The organism is Bartonella sp. B12(2025) (genome assembly GCF_053795135.1).
Map to the genome: position 1 here is coordinate 478,714 of NZ_CP200031.1, position 18,223 is coordinate 496,936.

The 18,223-nt window shown below is 39.5% G+C and carries 14 protein-coding genes and 1 pseudogene; 12 read left to right on the forward strand and 3 right to left on the reverse strand.

Annotated elements, in window-relative coordinates:
- Positions 1-4: 4 nt before the first annotated feature.
- From V3564_RS02030 to V3564_RS02045, 4 genes are all read left to right on the forward strand, one after another.
- Positions 5-1,336, forward strand: a complete 1,332-nt coding sequence (locus V3564_RS02030; protein WP_455481181.1) for a pyruvate dehydrogenase complex dihydrolipoamide acetyltransferase — start codon at positions 5-7, stop codon at positions 1,334-1,336.
- Between the two features lie 220 nt (positions 1,337-1,556).
- Positions 1,557-3,017, forward strand: a complete 1,461-nt coding sequence (lpdA, locus tag V3564_RS02035) for a dihydrolipoyl dehydrogenase (protein WP_455481182.1) — start codon at positions 1,557-1,559, stop codon at positions 3,015-3,017.
- Between the two features lie 75 nt (positions 3,018-3,092).
- Positions 3,093-4,055, forward strand: a complete 963-nt coding sequence (gene lipA, locus V3564_RS02040) for a lipoyl synthase (protein ID WP_455481183.1) — start codon at positions 3,093-3,095, stop codon at positions 4,053-4,055.
- A 2-nt stretch (positions 4,056-4,057) separates the two neighbouring features.
- The gene (locus V3564_RS02045; RefSeq protein WP_455481184.1) at positions 4,058-4,519 is read left to right on the forward strand and encodes a type II toxin-antitoxin system RatA family toxin; all 462 of its coding nucleotides are present in this window, start codon (positions 4,058-4,060) and stop codon (positions 4,517-4,519) included.
- Between the two features lie 99 nt (positions 4,520-4,618).
- Here the strand turns inward: V3564_RS02045 and V3564_RS02050 are convergent, their stop codons facing one another.
- Genes V3564_RS02050 through rirA form a run of 3 tightly spaced genes read right to left on the reverse strand, consistent with a single transcriptional unit; the run spans position 4,619 to position 6,762 of the window.
- Positions 4,619-5,107, reverse strand: coding sequence for a CinA family protein (locus V3564_RS02050; RefSeq protein ID WP_455481185.1), 489 nt, complete (start codon positions 5,105-5,107; stop codon positions 4,619-4,621).
- A complete protein-coding gene (locus tag V3564_RS02055) occupies positions 5,104-6,297 on the reverse strand; it encodes a bifunctional 2-C-methyl-D-erythritol 4-phosphate cytidylyltransferase/2-C-methyl-D-erythritol 2,4-cyclodiphosphate synthase (protein WP_455481436.1) in 1,194 nt (397 codons plus the stop codon). Before V3564_RS02055 ends, V3564_RS02050 begins: the two co-directional genes overlap by 4 nt.
- Before the next feature lie 18 nt (positions 6,298-6,315).
- Positions 6,316-6,762, reverse strand: a complete 447-nt coding sequence (rirA, locus tag V3564_RS02060; RefSeq protein ID WP_455481186.1) for an iron-responsive transcriptional regulator RirA — start codon at positions 6,760-6,762, stop codon at positions 6,316-6,318.
- A 178-nt stretch (positions 6,763-6,940) separates the two neighbouring features.
- Between rirA and V3564_RS02065 the strand changes: the two genes are divergently transcribed.
- The 8 genes and pseudogenes from V3564_RS02065 to V3564_RS02100 all read left to right on the forward strand — a co-directional run bounded on the left by V3564_RS02065 (position 6,941) and on the right by V3564_RS02100 (position 18,061).
- On the forward strand, positions 6,941-9,205 hold the full coding sequence (locus V3564_RS02065) for an ATP-binding protein (RefSeq protein WP_455481187.1): 2,265 nt from the start codon (positions 6,941-6,943) through the stop codon (positions 9,203-9,205).
- Position 9,206: 1 nt separating this feature from the next.
- Positions 9,207-10,565, forward strand: a complete 1,359-nt coding sequence (gene ntrX / locus V3564_RS02070) for a nitrogen assimilation response regulator NtrX (RefSeq protein WP_455481188.1) — start codon at positions 9,207-9,209, stop codon at positions 10,563-10,565.
- Between the two features lie 3 nt (positions 10,566-10,568).
- A complete protein-coding gene (gene trkA, locus V3564_RS02075; RefSeq protein WP_455481189.1) occupies positions 10,569-11,945 on the forward strand; it encodes a Trk system potassium transporter TrkA in 1,377 nt (458 codons plus the stop codon).
- 41 nt (positions 11,946-11,986) lie between these two features.
- Positions 11,987-12,739 (forward strand): annotated as a pseudogene (locus V3564_RS02080) (hypothetical protein).
- 117 nt (positions 12,740-12,856) lie between these two features.
- Entirely contained in the window at positions 12,857-13,489 is a 633-nt protein-coding gene (gene clpP, locus V3564_RS02085) for an ATP-dependent Clp endopeptidase proteolytic subunit ClpP (protein WP_455481190.1), read from the forward strand.
- A gap of 183 nt (positions 13,490-13,672) precedes the next feature.
- Positions 13,673-14,947, forward strand: a complete 1,275-nt coding sequence (clpX, locus tag V3564_RS02090; RefSeq protein WP_455481191.1) for an ATP-dependent Clp protease ATP-binding subunit ClpX — start codon at positions 13,673-13,675, stop codon at positions 14,945-14,947.
- A 180-nt stretch (positions 14,948-15,127) separates the two neighbouring features.
- The gene (gene lon, locus V3564_RS02095; RefSeq protein WP_455481192.1) at positions 15,128-17,551 is read left to right on the forward strand and encodes an endopeptidase La; all 2,424 of its coding nucleotides are present in this window, start codon (positions 15,128-15,130) and stop codon (positions 17,549-17,551) included.
- 231 nt (positions 17,552-17,782) lie between these two features.
- Positions 17,783-18,061, forward strand: coding sequence for an HU family DNA-binding protein (locus V3564_RS02100; RefSeq protein WP_455481193.1), 279 nt, complete (start codon positions 17,783-17,785; stop codon positions 18,059-18,061).
- Positions 18,062-18,223: the final 162 nt, after the last annotated feature.

The following is an 18,223-nucleotide window of genomic DNA, read 5'->3' on the forward strand; positions in this document are numbered from 1 at the left end:
CATTATGCCCATTAAGATTACGATGCCTGCGCTTTCTCCTACAATGGAAGAGGGGAATTTGTCGAAATGGAATGTTAAAGAGGGAGATAAGGTTTCCTCTGGGGATGTTATTGCTGAAATTGAGACGGATAAAGCAACAATGGAAGTAGAGGCCGTTGATGAAGGAACGGTTGCTAAGATTGTTGTTCCTGCTGGAACACAGGGAGTTAAAGTTAATACTTTAATCGCTGTTTTAGCAGAAGAGGGTGAAGGCGTGGCTGAAGCTGCAAAAGTTATAGAAAAAAAACTTACTTCTTTTGCTGTAAAAGAATCAGAAAATATGAAACAGGCTGATTCAAAAGTAGTGACACAGGTATCCCATTTATCACCAGCTCAGCAGTTAATACAGCAAGATAAAAAGGTCATACGTTTTTTTGCTTCTCCTCTAGCGCGGCGATTAGCAGCTCAGGCGGATCTTGATTTATCGCTTATTTCTGGTAGCGGTCCGCATGGACGTATTATTAAGCGTGATATAGAAAAAGCCTTGAAAGATGGTATTTTGGAATACTCTTCTGCATCACAAATTGAACAGCTGGTAGCTGCAGATTCTTCTGATAGACAGATACTGAAGCTCTTTAAAGAGGATGAATACACCTTTGCACCCCATAATAATATGCGTGCAACAATCGCCAGACGTCTGGTTGAATCAAAACAAAACGTACCACATTTTTATGTAACAGTAGATTGTGAACTCGACGCGTTATTGGGATTACGTGCGCAACTAAATGCTGCAGCTCCGATGATTAAGACGCAGGAGGGGTCTAAGCCTGCTTATAAAATTTCAGTTAATGATATGGTTATTAAAGCTGTGGCACTTTCTTTAAAGGCTATTCCTGATGCCAATGTATCTTGGCTTGAAGGAGGAATGCTTCATCACAAACATTGTGACATTGGAGTTGCTGTTTCTGTTTCGAATGGGTTAATTACGCCAATTATTCGCCATGCAGAAGAAAAATCTTTGTCAATGATCTCAAATGAGATGAAAGATTTTATAAAGCGCGCACGTGAACGTAAGCTAAAAATGGAGGAATATCAGGGGGGTACAACGGCTGTCTCAAATATGGGAATGTATGGTGTAAAAAACTTTTCTGCTATTCTGAACCCGCCACATGCGACAATTTTTGCGGTTGGTGTGGGTGAACAACGTGCAGTTGTTAAGGATGGTGCATTAACTATTGCAACAGTTATGTCGGTCACACTTTCAGCGGATCATCGTGCCGTTGATGGTGCATTAGCAGCAGAGCTTGCTCAAACTTTTAAAAAAATGATTGAAAATCCATTGGCAATGTTAATTTGAGTACTTTAAATGTGTTTCACATAATTGTGTGTGATAGTGGTATGTTAATGTAATAAAAGCGAATTTGAAGAGCTTGAATGATAGCATTATCACCTCTTCTAATTTGGTAAAAGCATTTATGTGAGGCTTAGAATGAGGGACGCAAGGGAATTATATTTGCTCTTGGTCTTAAACTTGGAAAGTACATGTCCATTTTTTGTATATCCATGGAGGAATGACTGTGGCAAATCTTTATGATGTAATTGTGATTGGCTCGGGGCCTGGCGGATATGTAACCGCGATTCGTGCAGTGCAGTGTGGCTTCAAAACTGCGATTGTTGAACGTGAACACTTAGGTGGGATTTGTTTAAATTGGGGTTGTATTCCAACAAAGGCGCTTTTGCGCTCGGCGGAAGTGAAGCATTTTGCTGAACATGCGAAAGATTATGGCTTGAAGCTTAACGGTTCAGTTGAGACAAATATCAAGGATGTTGTGGCACGTTCGCGCGGAGTCTCTGCGCGTTTAAATGCTGGTGTTGGTTTTTTAATGAAGAAAAACGAAATCGATATCATATGGGGAGAGGCAAAGCTCACTAAGGCGGCTAAAGGAAATCAGCTGACGGAGATTATGGTTTCTCCATCGTCAAAACCGATTATGCAACCACAAAACCCAGTACCTAAGGGAACATTGGGAGAGGGGACTTATCAGGCAAAATACGTAATTATTGCAACGGGTGCGCGTCCTCGTTCTCTCCCCAACATTGAACCAGACGGAAAACTTATTTTGACCTATTTTGAGGCTATGATTCCGCGTACAATGCCGAAATCACTTTTGGTAATGGGCTCTGGAGCAATTGGTATTGAATTTGCCTCTTTTTACCATGATATGGGGACCGAGGTAACAGTTGTTGAAATGATGCCCCATATTATGCCAGCTGAAGATACTGAAATTTCAGCATTTGCCCGAAAACAGCTAGAAAAAAATGGCATCCGCGTTTTTACTGAAGCAAAAGTAACAAAGGTTGAAAAAGCTTCTGATTCTGTTGTTGCGCATATTGATGTTAAGGGTAAGACAAAGAAAATTACAGTTGATCGATTAATTTCAGCGGTTGGGGTTCAGGGTAATATTGAAAATCTTGGATTAGAAGCGTTAGATATAAAAACCGATCGCGGGTGCATTGTAACTGATGAATGGGGTTGGACAGGTGTGGAAGGCATTTACGCTATTGGTGATGTAGCCGGTCCTCCTATGTTGGCACATAAAGCGGAAGAAGAAGGCGTGATATGTATTGAACGTCTTGCTGGCTTGAAAAGTGCTCATCCGCTCGATAAGAAAAAAATTCCAGGATGTACATATTGCACACCGCAAGTTGCTTCTGTAGGACTTTCAGAAGCGGCTGCAAAAGATGCAGGTTATGATATCCGTGTTGGTCGTTATTCCTTTTCAGCTAATGGAAAGGCTATTGCTTTGGGGGAAGATCAGGGGTTAGTTAAAACCATTTTTGATAAAAAAACGGGACAACTTCTTGGTGCACATATGGTAGGGGCAGAAGTAACAGAACTGATTCAAGGTTTTGTCATAGCCATGAATCTCGAAACAACCGAAGAAGAGTTGATGCATACCGTCTTTCCACATCCGACATTATCGGAAATGATGAAAGAAAGTGTATTAGATGCTTATGGTCAAGTTCTAAATGCTTAGTAACTGTATTTTGTGAAAAATCTTGTATTTTTTGATTGTTCATTGGCACTCCATATCTACGAGACAGAGGCTTAAATGGTTACAGTTGTTGATAGAGTTACGAATAGGCGTTTGCGTCATCCTGAAAAGGCACATCGTCCAGATACAATTATTCAGAAAAAACCAGATTGGATTCGTGTAAAAGCGCCAACGTCAAAAATATATAAGGAAACACATGGTATTGTACGCACCAATAAGTTAGTGACTGTATGTGAGGAAGCAGGTTGTCCAAATATTGGTGAGTGTTGGAGCCAGCGGCATGCCAGTTTTATGATTTTGGGTGAAATATGTACGCGGGCTTGTGCATTTTGCAATGTTGCAACAGGTATTCCACTTGCCATTGATGATAACGAACCTGAACGTGTGGCGGATGCCGTTGCACAGATGAGATTAAAACATGTCGTAATTACATCGGTTGATCGTGATGATCTTGCTGATGGTGGTGCAGAGCATTTTGCGAAAGTTATTTATGCTATTCGTCGAAAAGCTCCCAAGACAACAATTGAAGTCCTCACACCTGATTTTCGCCATAAGGATGGCGCTTTAGAAACTGTTGTCACTGCTAAGCCTGATGTTTTTAATCATAATTTGGAAACAGTTCCTTCTAAATATTTAAAGGTTCGTCCGGGAGCGCGTTATTTCCATTCGATTCGGTTATTACAACGCGTTAAAGAACTTGATCCAACAATCTTCACAAAATCAGGAATTATGGTTGGTCTTGGAGAAGAACGAAATGAAATTCTTCAATTGATGGATGATTTGCGCTCTGCTGATGTTGATTTTATGACAATCGGGCAATATTTGCAGCCTACGCGAAAACATCACCCAGTCATTCGTTTTGTTTCTCCTGAAGAATTTGAATCTTTTTCCAAAATTGGTAAAGTAAAGGGCTTTTTGCATATGGCTTCTAGTCCTTTGACGCGTTCTTCTCATCATGCAGGGGATGATTTCGCAATTTTGCAAAAAGCACGTGCTGAAAAATTTGCCTTACAGAGATAGTTATGCCGACTTTTACAACACATCGGCAGGTTGCCCATAGCGCCAATGAAATGTTTGATCTTGTTTCAGATATTGAACGTTATCCTGAATTTTTACCAATGTGTGAGGCTTTAATAGTCCGTTCTCGCAAAGAATGTGAAGAAAAGATATTGCTTCTTGCTGACATGACAGTTGGATATAAAGTTATTCGAGAAACTTTCACAACCCAAGTTCTTCTTCGACCGAAGAAAAATCTGATAGAGGTTAAGTATATTGATGGCCCATTTAAATACCTTGAAAACCGTTGGGCCTTTCATCACGTTGAAAATACTAATGCATGTAATGTAGAGTTTTTTATTGATTATGAATTTAAAAGCAAAATGCTTGGATTAGTGATGGGGTCAATGTTTGATATTGCTTTTCATAAATTTACCGATGCTTTTGAAATGCGTGCGCATCGGATTTATGGCTCTCCAGTAACATAATTTATTCAGTTGATTTGTTATACAGCATGCATCATATATTATGGATTATAATTCTGATAGTATGAAATCTGAAAGTTGGATATGGGAAGCAGGGGAGTATTAGTTGAGAAATTCTAAGATCATTTTCAAAGCATTTTCAACGGTTGCATAGCGGATAGCATTACGATCAAGGTTCCCAAAGTGCATTTCTGTGTGCAGGGTTTTATGATTCTTGTAAGCAATTGCGAAATGCACAAGCCCTATAGGTTTACCGAGACATGCTCCTCCCGGTCCAGCAATTCCTGTTACAGAAATTGCAATTCCAGCTTGTGAATATTTTAATCCGCCCTCGGCCATTGCAAGAGCAACTTCTTTTGAGACAGCACCATACGTTTTTATAAGTTCAGCGCATACACCAACGAGGCGCATTTTAGATTCATTTGAGTAAACAACAAATCCACAATCGAGCACATCTGATGATCCTGCAATATGTGTAAGGTTTGCGGCAATGAGCCCTCCTGTGCAAGATTCAACAGTTGCTAAAAGCAAACCTTTTTGGCGACAAGCTGTAAGGACTGCATGTGCTTGTTTTTCACAAAAATATGTCATTTTGGAACTTCTCCTGGATAAAGGACGCTGGCCGTTGCAAGAGCTGCAATGCCTTCTTCACGACCAATAAATCCGAGTTTTTCATTTGTTGTAGCTTTAATGGAGATTCGATCGGATGAAATTGTGAGGATCTTCATAAGATTTTCTGTCATTTTTTGTCGATAAGGAGTGATTTTAGGCTTTTCGGCAATCAGTGTGATGTCAACATTGGCAATACGACCACCTGCTTGTTTAATAATATTAACAGCATGACGTAAAAAAATTTCTGATGATGCATTTTTCCATTGAAGGTCAGAGGGGGGAAAATGAGTACCGATATCTCCTGCACCTTGTGTAGCGAGAATGGCATCTGTTAGCGCATGAAGAGCGACGTCAGCATCGGAGTGTCCCTTTAATTTTTTATGAAAAGGAATTTCTATGCCACATAATATAAGAGAAGTTCCCTCCTCAAAAGGGTGAACATCATAACCATTGCCGGTGCGGATATCAGGAAATATTTGCATTTTTTTCTGGAGATATAAATGTGCAGTATCAAAATCTTCGTGCCAAGTAATTTTTATGTTGTTAGGGTCTCCGGGGACGGTACGCATAGGAATCCCAAACCATTCGGCAATTTCAGAATCATCAGTGAACTCTTTTTTGCAAGTTTTTTTTGCTTTTTCATGGGCAGCTAAGATGCGCTCAAAGGGAAAACACTGTGGAGTTTGTGCATTATAAAGATGAGTACGTGGAATTGTTTCTACAACATAGTGTGTCTTATTTGCACGTTTGAGGGTATCAGAAATGGCGAGAACGGGAAGAACGCCTTCTTGATGGTTGACAGTGGAATGGATTTTTTCGAGAAGCTTTTTTTTGATAAAGGGGCGTGCGCCATCATGAATATGAACATATTTGGGTTTGATATTTTTAAGTGCACGAAGCCCACATAAAGTAGACATTTGGCGTGTATCACCTCCTTCAACGATGATAAGGTGCTTTTTAAAGTCATCTATAGCTTGTTCACAGACCTCATGGTCCTCTGGATGAATAACGAGGATAAGTGTTGTGATGGCTGGATGCTGCAAAAAACAATGTACAGTGTGATAAATAACCGGCTTTTGTCCTAAAAGTTGGTATTGTTTTGGACCTTGTTGTGGAGATCCTGCTCTTTCGCCGCGTCCAGCGGCTAATATTATCGCTGCAATAGAAATGTTTAATTTCCTTTCGTGCTAGTTGATTATTTTACGATCATTAATCCTTACTTTATTTTGAAAGGATAGTTGTTGTAGATCAGCAAGAGATGTCACTGATAACACGTCAAAAAAAGCATTTAATGCTTTTTGAAGCGCAGCATTTAAGCCACAAAAATTTATTAATGGGCAATTAGGTTCTGCAGTATCAAAACATTCTGCCATGGAAAAGCTATCTTCTGTTACTTTTACAACATCAGCTACCGAAATCTCTGTTGCAGGTTTAGCTAATTTAACGCCACCATTGCGTCCCCGTACTGTTTGTATGAAACCTGCTTCAACAAGTGGTTGAAGGATTTTAAACAAAAAAAGCTCGGAGATAGCATATGCTTCAGCAATTTCTGGAACACGACTTAAAGACCCCTGATTATCTGCACAGTACATGAGCATCCGAAGAGCATAATTTGTCTGTTTGGTTAAGCGCATTTCATCTCCTCTGTAAACTATTGCTGAATGCATTTTATTTTAAAGATATTTTTCAAAATGTAGAAGTTTTTTCTTCATGTGCTAGATTGGCTGTATTGTAAATATGGTATTGATATTGTCAATTTTTGTCACAAGCAGTTATATGGGAAAAATGGGATGAGGTTAATGTAAGCTAATCATGAATACACTGTCTATGATGAATCTTCAAAATATAGATCAAGATACCTATAATGAGGAATTGTATCGCTTAAGTAAGGTGTACATCTTTTTAGGTATCACAATTATTGTGTTAGCTTTGCTAACAGCGTCTGTTTCGTTTATCATTCTCATTGGATTAACTCCTGTTGTTCCCAGTAGATCTGTAACCCTTATTCTTATAGGGATTAATAGTATTTGGGTTTTAGGGCTTGTGATCATTGTTTGTTATGAGATGATCCCCATCATTCGTGCGTGGCGCTCAAGGCGTGCAGGTTCCCGTCTTCATGTGCGCCTTATTTCGTTGTTTGCACTTGTTGCAACAATGCCGGCTGTTGCTGTTGCTCTTGTATCGGGGCCTGCACTAAATTTAGGACTCGATCGATGGTTTGATACAACAACACGGCAAATTGTGAGCTCTTCTATCGATTTAGCGAATGCTTATGCGGATGAAATGCTTCAAAATTTAAAAAATTTATCTTACGCTATGGCATTTGCACTTGATAATAAAAAGCTTTTAGAGCGTAATCCAGCTGAATATAGGATGCAATTGACGCGGCACGCTATAGGGCGCAATCTGCGTGGTGCGTTTTTGTTAAGTTCTAGCGGAACTGTTTTTATATCGAGCGACCTTGGTGATGAGGATAAGCTGCCGATTCCCCCCTCCAATCTTATCGAGCGTGCAACTAGCGCGAGGCCTTTTTCTTTTCAACCGGGGGTTCATGATTATTTTGGTATTGTTTTAAAATTCACTAATATCCCGAACACATTCTTGTATTTGGTGCGTGACGTTGATAAAGAGGTTTTATCTGCTTTGCGTTTAACGGAAATTAATACAGATCGTTATCGTGATTTAAATGAAAATCGTATGCTAACGCAAATTGCATTTGGTATGCTTTATCTATGCCTTTTTTTTAGTTTATTCTTATCAGCTATTTGGGCTGCTATTGCTGTTGCTGATCGCTTGGTACGTCCTATTCGTCTTCTTATTGGTGCTGCCGATGATGTGGCTTCTGGGAATATGGAGGTTTTTGTGCCAGTACGCGCGAGGGATGGGGATATTGGACAGCTATCGAAAACTTTTAATTACATGGTTAGTGAACTGAAAAGTCGGCGCAATGAGTTGATTGCAGTCCGCGATCAAATTGATGAGAGACGGCGTTTTTCTGAAGCTGTTTTGTCTGGTGTAACAGCGGGTGTTGCTGGTATCGATGATAATGGTGATATCACAATTATCAATCGGTCTATTGAAACGATGTTTGATATTCGCTCTGAACAAGTTATTGGGTGTAGTCTTTTATCGTTAAGTGCTGAAATTTGGCAGGTTTTTCAATTTGCGCGTTCGTTAAATCGTAAGAATCATCGTGAGCAGGTAACTTTAAGTGTTGCAGGACAAGAGCGCGTTTGTAATGTGCAAATTACAATGGAAGAAGATGATGGACAGGGGCAATCTTGGGTTCTAACAATTGATGATATTACAGACCTTGTTGCAGCACAGCGCACGTCAGCGTGGGCAGATATTGCACGCCGTATTGCACACGAAATTAAAAATCCGCTTACACCTATTCAGTTGTCGGCTGAACGTATTCGCAGACGTTATAACAAAGTTATTACACAGGATCGAGAGGTTTTTGAGCGGTGTATTGAGACGATTATTCGACAGGTTGGAGATATTGGGCGTATGGTTGATGAGTTTTCTTCTTTTGCACGTATGCCAAAACCGCAAATGAATGTTTTAGATATACGCGGATTTCTGCGTGAAGCATGTTTTTTGATAGAAGTTACGAGACATGATATTTATTTTGAGCAAGACTTAGGAAGTGTACCACTTATCGGTGCGTTTGATAATCGTCTCATTGTGCAAGCTTTTTGCAATGTTATCAAAAACGCGAGCGAATCTATAGACTCGGTCATGCGAGAAGAAAGTATCCGCGGTCATATTCTTGTACGTTCTTATCGTCAAGAAGGATATGTGGTTGTGGATGTTATTGATAACGGTAGAGGGCTGCCTAAAGAACAAAGGCAAAAATTATTAGAACCTTATATAACAACGCGGGAAAAAGGAACAGGGCTCGGTTTAGCCATTGTGCGCAAAGTTATTGAAGATCACGGTGGTTCCATGGAGTTACATGATGCGCCGAAGAGTTTTTATGAAGGTCGTGGTGCAATGATCCGTTTGATTTTTCCAGCGGATGGAACTAAGCAGGGTAGTATCATACAAGCCACAAGTCATAAGTTAGGGGAATAGAATGGTATCAGATATCTTAATTGTTGATGATGAAGCGGATATTCGCGAGCTTGTTGCTGGTATTTTAGATGATGAAGGTTATGAAACGCGTGTTGCATGTAATGCTGATGAAGCGTTAGCGCAAATTAGTGAGCGTATTCCAAAGCTTATTTTTTTAGATATTTGGTTACAAGGAAGTCGTCTCGATGGTTTAGCTCTTCTAGATGAAATTAAAACACGATATCCTACTCTTCCAGTGGTTATGATCTCTGGTCATGGTAATATTGAGACGGCTGTTTCTGCTATAAAACGAGGGGCATATGATTTCATTGAAAAACCTTTTAAAGCTGATCGTCTTGTATTGGTTACAGAACGGACTCTTGAAAACTCAAATTTAAAACGTGAGCTTTTAGAATTACGAAAGCGCTCAAGTGAGACATTGGAACTTCTCGGAAAATCGACAGTTATAAAACATTTGCGCCAAATCATAGAAAAAGTAGCACCGACCAATAGTCGCGTCATGATTACAGGCCCTTCGGGGGCGGGAAAAGAGATGGTTGCACGTGTTATTCATGCGCTTTCAACGCGTTCGAATGGACCATTTGTTACAATAAATGCTGCAACGATCACCCCGGAAAGAATGGAAATAGAATTGTTTGGCAATGAAATGGAAGGGGGAGAACGCAAGATCGGTGCACTAGAGGAAGCCCATGGTGGAATATTATATCTTGATGAAATTGCTGATATGCCACTTGAGACTCAAGGTAAGATTCTTCGGGTGTTAACGGGACAGACATTTGAGAGGGTTGGCGGAACAAAACGTGTCAAGGTGGATGTTCGTATCATTTCCTCAACGGCGCAAAATCTTGAAAATCTCATTGCTGACGGGCGTTTTAGGGAGGATCTTTTTCATCGTCTTTCGGTTGTTCCCATTGCTGTTCCACCACTTTCAGCGCGTCGTGAAGACATTCCGGAACTTGTGCGTCATTTTGTTAAAACAATATCCCAGCAGGTTGGTATTAAGCCACGTGAAATCAGTGATGATGTGATAGCTATTTTACAAACGCACGCTTGGCCGGGTAATGTACGGCAATTACGCAACAATATTGAGCGTCTTCTCATTCTTGTGCGTGACGGTGATGGCCCAATAACAGCGGAGTTTCTCCCTAGTGAAGTGAACGATTCTTTGCCACGCATTCAAATGGATGCAGATGAGAGTATAATGGATTTACCGTTGCGTGAAGCGCGGGAGTTATTTGAAAAGAAGTATTTAGTAGCGCAGATTGGGCGTTTGGGTGGAAATATATCGCGTACAGCTGAATTTATAGGTATGGAGCGTTCAGCTTTGCACCGTAAGCTTAAGGCGCTTGGAGTTTCGTAGATTATGCGTGTTATTATTTGCGGAGCAGGACAGGTCGGTTATGGGATAGCAGAGCGTCTTGCGGCTGAAAATCATGATGTCACTGTTATTGATATTGAAACGAAATTAATTGAAAAAATTCGCTATACGTTGGATGTGAGAGGTATTATTGGTCACGGTTCACGGCCTGAGGTTCTTTTAGCTGCCGATGCAGACAAAGCTGATATGTTGATTGCAGTGACTTTATTTGATGAAGTTAATATGGTGGCTTGCCAGGTAGCACACTCACTATTTAATGTTCCAACGAAAATAGCACGTATTCGTTCACAATCTTATTTAGAACCACGTTATAAAACGCTTTTTTCTAGAGAGAATATTCCCATTGATGTGGTTATTTCACCAGAAGTTGAAGTTGGGGAAATGGTTCTGCGTCGTATTGCTTTGCCTGGTGCAATAGATGTTCTTTATTTTTGCAATGATGATATTGTTGCGTTAGCCTTAGAGTGTATGGAAGATTGTCCAGTTATTAATACACCTTTGCGTCAATTAACGGAGCTTTTTCCAGATCTTCGCACGACGGTTACTGCTATTAAGCGTGGCTCAGAACTATTTGTTGCGCATTCAGAGACGCAATTGCGCGTTGGTGATGTGACCTATCTTGTTGCTGCTCGTGATCAGATGCGTCGTGCAGTTGGGCTTTTTGGTCATAAGGAACAAGATGCTCATCGTATGATTATTGCGGGAGGCGGTCACATTGGTCTTTATGTTGCTCAGACTATTGAAAAGCGCCTCCATAAATTAAGGTTAAAGATTATAGAATCGCATAGAGAAAGAGCGCTAACAATTGCTGATCAACTCGAAAAGACGACTGTCTTATATGGTGATGTACTAGATCCAGTGATTCTTCAGGACGCTGGAATTGATCAGGCTGATTTAATGATTACATTGACCAATCAGGATCAGGTCAATCTCTTAAGTGCTGTTATTGCTAAAAGATTGGGATGTAAAGCCAATATGGTATTGATCAATAATGTTGCTTATCAAGAGTTCAGCCGTGCAGTTGGTGTGGATGCGTATCTTAATCCACACAGTGTTACTATATCAAAAATTTTGCAACAAATGCGTCGTGGTCGTATTCGTGCTGTTCACTCAATTTTTAATGGGCGGGCAGAAATTATCGAAGCTGAAGTTATGCAGACGTCTTCATTGGTTGGTAAATCACTGTCAGAGCTCAATTTATCAGATGGATTGAGAATTGGCGCAATTTGTCGCAATAAGACAATAATACAACTTTCGGCAGATATACGTATTTTATCTGGCGATCGGATAGTGATTTTTGCTCTTTCTGAGTGTGTTCGTGATGTTGAGCAACTGTTTCGTGTAAGTTTAGAATATTTTTGATATATTGCCTATGTACATTTGTACTTTTTGTATAGTGAACAATTAAGATTAGACGACGCATTAAGCTCTTTAGCTACGAGAAAGTAGAAAATTTACCCGTTGGTGCTGAATTGTATAAAGCCGAATCAATTTTACTACATTTAGCAATCTGCCGCTTTGATCCCAGTTTTCTGACGATCAATCAAGATATGCAATTGTTCAGTTTTTAAATTTTTTTATGATATTCTGGTGAAATATCAGCAAGATGTTTGGTGAGATGCAAATGTTTACCTGATTAAATAATTTTATCCAGATGCGGATAAGGTTTGGCTTGCAAGAAAAAATGCTGTAGAGATGGGTTTTTTTGCGCTTTATTTTCCGTCTGATAACCCTATTATAAAAGTGTTTGAAGATTATTGGGTAGAAAAAAATGTTTCTGATAGGCTTGGATTTAAACGTCATGTTTGGAGACTATTCTGATTAAAGAGGAGGAAATGTCGATTTTACTGAAAAGCCTTGGAGTTACAATATTTGGCAATGATAGTATTTCGCGATTAGCCAAACGATATGTTTTTATCATGAAGAAAAGGAAACTCTTTATTATTGGACGGTGAGAAAGACTGAATATATTTTTGATCCCGCTTTTGGTTTTAAACCGGTTGTAGATCCACGTTTGGTAGGACTTCATATTCACAGAAAGACAAAGGTCGCTCAAAAACTTCAGGAAGGAAGCTTTTACCATTGGGCAGCGTTTTGCCATTTCTGATGTTCATGATTTATTCAGGCAGGGTTATTATCGTTATTTTAACCACTGAGATTTTAATCTTTTTTAAAGAGCATTGATTGTGGCTTGCATAAGAGAGTAGTGTTAGCTTATGGAAAAAGCATTGAACACGTAAAGAGCGATTGTTATATGAACGGAAAGTAAAAACATGAGTAATCCAGTGAAAACAGCATTAAGCCTTGTGCCTATGGTTATTGAACAAACTAATCGTGGTGAGCGGGCATATGATATTTTTTCTCGTCTTTTAAAAGAGCGGATTATTTTTATTAATGGTCCTGTTGAAGACGGTATGGCTATGCTTGTTTGTGCACAACTGCTCTTCTTGGAAGCTGAAAATCCTAAGAAAGAAATTAGTCTTTATATTAATTCGCCTGGTGGTGTCGTGACATCTGGTATGGCAATTTATGATACTATGCAGTTTATTCGCCCACCTGTTTCTACGCTTTGTATGGGGCAGGCTGCATCTATGGGATCATTACTTTTAACGGCTGGAGCAAAAGGTCACCGTTTTACATTGCCGAATGCACGTATTATGGTACATCAGCCATCTGGCGGTTTTCAAGGTCAGGCTTCAGATATTGAACGGCATGCGCAAGATATTATAAAGATGAAACGGCGTTTAAATGAAATTTATGTTCAACACACAGGCCAAGATTATGAGGTTATTGAGAAAACCCTTGATCGTGATCATTTTATGACAGCGGAAGAGGCCAAGAAATTTGGCTTAGTTGATGAAGTTATACAATATCGCGCAGAAACTGAAAAAGACGAAAAAGATTAAGAGTTTTTATAGAAAAAATAGCTACTTTAAATAAAGAATTTTGTAAGAATATCGCGAAAATAAGAGAAAAACGCCTAAGAGTATTGTGACACGCAGGTTTTTTATATGTCTTTTAGTTTTCTTTATGAAAAACTTCCTGTGGCAAGGTAAAGTATTCATATATCGTGGTGAAAGGAAAGAAAAATGAGCAAAATTAGCAATAGCGGGAGCGAATCAAAAAATACTCTCTATTGCTCATTCTGCGGCAAAAGTCAGCATGAGGTGCGTAAGCTCATTGCGGGGCCTACTGTATTCATTTGTGATGAATGCGTGGAGCTTTGCATGGATATTATTCGTGAAGAAAATAAATTTTCTGGGATTAAGGCGCGTGATGGTGTTCCTACTCCACAGGAAATTATAACAGTTCTTGACGACTACGTCATTGGTCAGCAGCATGCAAAGCGTGTTCTTTCTGTTGCTGTCCATAATCATTATAAGCGACTTGCGCATCAGTCTAAGAGTAATGATATTGAGTTGGCAAAATCGAATATTCTCCTTGTTGGCCCAACGGGGTGTGGTAAAACTTATCTAGCACAAACATTGGCGCGTATTATTGATGTACCCTTTACGATGGCAGATGCGACAACTTTGACTGAAGCAGGGTATGTGGGTGAAGATGTTGAAAATATTATTCTAAAGCTTCTCCAAGCTGCTGACTATAATGTTGAACGTGCACAGCGTGGCATTGTTTATATTGATGAGGTTGATAAGATTTCTCGTAAAGCTGATAATCCTTCTATTACAAGAGATGTTTCGGGGGAAGGTGTTCAGCAAGCATTGTTGAAAATTATGGAAGGAACGATAGCTTCTGTTCCCCCGCAGGGTGGGCGTAAGCATCCGCAACAAGAGTTTCTTCAGGTTGATACAACAAACATTTTATTCATTTGTGGGGGTGCTTTTGCCGGTTTGGAACGGATTATTTCAGGACGTGGTGAAAAAACTTCTATTGGTTTTTCTGCTACCGTTAAAGCACCTGATGAACGTTGTGTTGGTGAAATTTTTCGTGATTTAGAACCTGAAGATCTTATAAAGTTTGGTTTAATACCAGAATTTATTGGCCGTCTTCCTGTTGTAGCCACCTTAGAGGATTTAGATGATAACGCCCTTGTTCAAATTTTATCGCAACCAAAAAATGCGTTGGTGAAACAGTATCAGCGTCTTTTTGAGATGGAAAATGTCGAGTTAGCATTTCATGAAGATGCTTTACAGGTTATAGCTAAGAAGGCGATTGAGCGTAAAACCGGTGCGCGTGGTTTACGTTCTATTATGGAGAAGATACTTCTTGAAACGATGTTTGAGCTGCCAGCTCTTGAAGGTGTTCAAAAAGTCGTTATTTCGAGCGACGTAGTTGATGGGAAAGCGCGTCCTCTTTATATTTACTCAGAACGTGCAGAAGATAAAGAAAATGTATCGGCATGACGTGTACGATATGAGAAGTAGTAATAAACCTCATGGATGGACGTTTCTGGATATTATAGTCACAGTGCTTGATTTATATGTTCGCAATTACCACTTCATATATTGTAGAGAGCTGAAGGGTTTTCTAAGCGCGGGCTTGTGTACTACTGGATAGATCCATAGGCTCCAGAAAGGAGAATTATGCAATATATTGATGAAAAGACAGATGGGGTGAGAGAGGAGTTTTACGCTGTTTTACCTCTTCGTGATATTGTTGTCTTCCCACATATGATTGTTCCACTTTTTGTGGGCCGAGAAAAATCAATTCGTGCTCTTGAAGAAACGATGGCGGTTGATAAACAGATACTGTTGGTTACGCAAAAAAATGCTTCTGATGATGATCCAAAATCAGAAGATATTTATGACATTGGTACGTTTGCTAATATTCTTCAACTTTTAAAGCTTCCTGATGGAACTGTAAAGGTTTTGGTTGAAGGCATTGCACGTGCGAAAATTAGCCAATTTGCTGCACATGAAGGCTATCATCAGGCTTGTGCAATTATTATAGAGGAACCTAGAGAGAATGGTGTTGAGATTGAAGCTCTTTCGAGGTCGGTGATTGCGTATTTTGAAAATTATGTAAAACTTAATAAAAAAATTTCTCCTGAAGTTGTCAATGCTATTGGACAGATTGATAATCCTTCTAAGCTTGCCGATACTATTGCCTCTCATTTGATGATTAAGCTTTCAGAAAAGCAGGAAATATTAGAGCTATTACCTGTACGCGATCGCCTTGAACGTGTTCTTTCTTTCATGGAAGGAGAAATTTCTGTTTTGCAGGTTGAAAAGCGTATTCGTTCGCATGTTAAACGGCAAATGGAAAAAAACCAACGGGAGTATTACCTCAATGAGCAGATGAAGGCTATTCAGAAGGAATTAGGAGCGGGTGATGATAGCCGTGATGAGCTCTCTGAGTTAGAAGAGCGCATCAAGAAGATAAAACTTTCGAAGGAAGCACGCGAAAAAGCTTGGGCGGAATTGAGAAAATTACGGAATATGTCTCCTATGTCTGCAGAGGCAACAGTTGTGCGTAACTATCTTGATTGGTTATTAGCAATGCCTTGGGGCAAAAAGTCGAAGATTAAAAACAATTTGGACTTTGCTGAAAAAGTCATGAATAATGAGCATTTTGGTCTTGAAAAAGTTAAGGAACGAATTGTTGAATATTTAGCAGTACAAAGTCGAGCCTCAAAGATAAAAGGTCCCATTATTTGTTTGCTAGGTCCTCCTGGTGTAGGGAAAACATCATTGGCTCGCTCTATTGCAAAAGCGACGGGGCGTGAATATGTTCGTATTTCATTAGGAGGGGTGCGGGATGAGGCAGAAATTCGTGGACATCGCAGAACTTATATTGGCTCTATGCCCGGAAAAATTATTCAGTCTATGAAAAAGTCTAAAAAGTCTAATCCGCTTTTCTTGCTCGATGAAATTGATAAAATGGGGCAAGATTTCCGCGGAGATCCTTCATCGGCTTTATTAGAAGTGCTTGATCCTGAACAAAATGGTACATTTATTGATCACTATTTGGAAGTTGAATATGATCTTTCCGATGTAATGTTTATTACAACTGCGAATACGCTTAATATTCCAGGGCCATTAATGGATCGAATGGAAATTATTCGTATTGCTGGCTATACTGAATGTGAAAAAATGGAAATTGTTAAGCAGCATCTTTTACCAAAAGCACTTAAAGATCACTGTTTGTCTAAAAAAGAGTTCAGCGTTTCTGATAGTGCTATAAAGTCGATTATTCAATTTTACACACGTGAGGCAGGCGTTCGTAACCTTGAGCGTGAATTGATGAAAATAGCACGTAAATCAGTTACAAAAATTCTTAAAACGCATCAAAAGTCCGTAAAGATTACAGAGAATAATATTAATGATTTTCTGGGGGTTAAACGCTACCACTATAACCAGATTGAAGGAGAAAACCAAATTGGTGTTGTTACTGGGCTTGCGTGGACAGAGGTTGGTGGAGAGCTATTGACCATTGAAGGGGTTATGATGTCAGGTAAGGGAAAGATGACTGTAACTGGAAATTTGCGCGATATCATGAAAGAATCAATTTCAGCGGCAGCATCTTATGTACGGTTTCGTGCTGTTGATTTTGGTATTGAACCTCCGCTTTTTGATAAACGCGATATCCATGTTCATGTTCCAGAAGGTGCTACACCAAAAGATGGCCCGTCAGCTGGGATTGCAATGGTGACGGCGATTGTTTCAGTACTAACAGGGATAGCGGTACATAAAGATATTGCAATGACTGGCGAAATTACTTTACGTGGGCGTGTTTTACCGATTGGTGGATTGAAAGAAAAACTACTGGCAGCTCTTCGAGGAGGTATAAAAAAAGTACTTATTCCTGAAGAAAATGCAAAAGATTTGATTGATATTCCCGATGATGTCAAAAATAATATGGAAATTATTCCAGTAAATCACGTGAGTGAAGTCCTTAAACATGCTTTGGTTCGTTTCCCTGATCCTATTGAATGGACAGAGCCTTCCGCAGTCCCTGTGCCTATTAGAAAAGAGAACGATAGTGAAGGAATACAGATTGCGCACTGATTCATTAATCTAATTTGCAGCTGCATTTTCAAAGCAGTAAAAGGTGTTTTCGTGGTTGTTGTTCTGTTTATTTTGAAAAAAAAGTAAAAAATTCCGTGAATAACTGTGATTATTGCTAAAAAACAATGCTTTGGATAAAAATAAGACTTCTGTTTGCTGTACTTTTCAATAAACTGACCGGTAACACGGTTAATTTGTGTTATCCGGTAATATAGGAAAAGGAAATATTCCATGAATAAAAGTGAATTGGTTAGCTCCGTTGCTGAAAAGGCAGGTATTTCAAAAGCGCAAGCTGGCTCTTTTGTTGATGCTTTTATCGCTTCTGTAACAGAAGCTTTGGCTTCAGGGGGAGATGTTCGTCTTCCAGGTTTTGGTTCTTTTGAAGTTTCTCATCGTGCCGCTACAAAGGGGCGTAATCCTTCAACTGGTGCTGAAATTAATATTCCAGCGCGTTCTGTGCCTAAATTTTCTGCAGGAAAAAGTCTTAAAGAAGCTGTTAATAAAAAATAATTTGAGCTGCATAAAAAAAACCCGCTTTGATTTATGAGCGGGTTTTTTAGAAATATTCTGTACGTGCTTTTCACATGGAGATTTGCAGCATATATTTTCTTCAAATGTTATATGTGTAAAATGTTTTTATTTCAGCATTTTCAATAAAATGTGTGGCTGTAG

Bases quoted from the DNA above. Each gene is read 5' to 3' on its own strand.
- clpP (WP_455481190.1), top strand. From the start codon at position 12,857: ATGAGTAATCCAGTGAAAACAGCATTAAGCCTTGTGCCTATGGTTATT.
- V3564_RS02045 (WP_455481184.1), top strand. From the start codon at position 4,058: ATGCCGACTTTTACAACACATCGGCAGGTTGCCCATAGCGCCAATGAA.
- trkA (WP_455481189.1), top strand. From the start codon at position 10,569: ATGCGTGTTATTATTTGCGGAGCAGGACAGGTCGGTTATGGGATAGCA.
- lon (WP_455481192.1), top strand. From the start codon at position 15,128: ATGCAATATATTGATGAAAAGACAGATGGGGTGAGAGAGGAGTTTTAC.
- V3564_RS02100 (WP_455481193.1), top strand. From the start codon at position 17,783: ATGAATAAAAGTGAATTGGTTAGCTCCGTTGCTGAAAAGGCAGGTATT.
- clpX (WP_455481191.1), top strand. From the start codon at position 13,673: ATGAGCAAAATTAGCAATAGCGGGAGCGAATCAAAAAATACTCTCTAT.
- V3564_RS02030 (WP_455481181.1), top strand. From the start codon at position 5: ATGCCCATTAAGATTACGATGCCTGCGCTTTCTCCTACAATGGAAGAG.
- V3564_RS02065 (WP_455481187.1), top strand. From the start codon at position 6,941: ATGAATACACTGTCTATGATGAATCTTCAAAATATAGATCAAGATACC.
- ntrX (WP_455481188.1), top strand. From the start codon at position 9,207: ATGGTATCAGATATCTTAATTGTTGATGATGAAGCGGATATTCGCGAG.
- lipA (WP_455481183.1), top strand. From the start codon at position 3,093: ATGGTTACAGTTGTTGATAGAGTTACGAATAGGCGTTTGCGTCATCCT.
- rirA (WP_455481186.1), bottom strand. From the start codon at position 6,762: ATGCGCTTAACCAAACAGACAAATTATGCTCTTCGGATGCTCATGTAC.
- V3564_RS02050 (WP_455481185.1), bottom strand. From the start codon at position 5,107: ATGACATATTTTTGTGAAAAACAAGCACATGCAGTCCTTACAGCTTGT.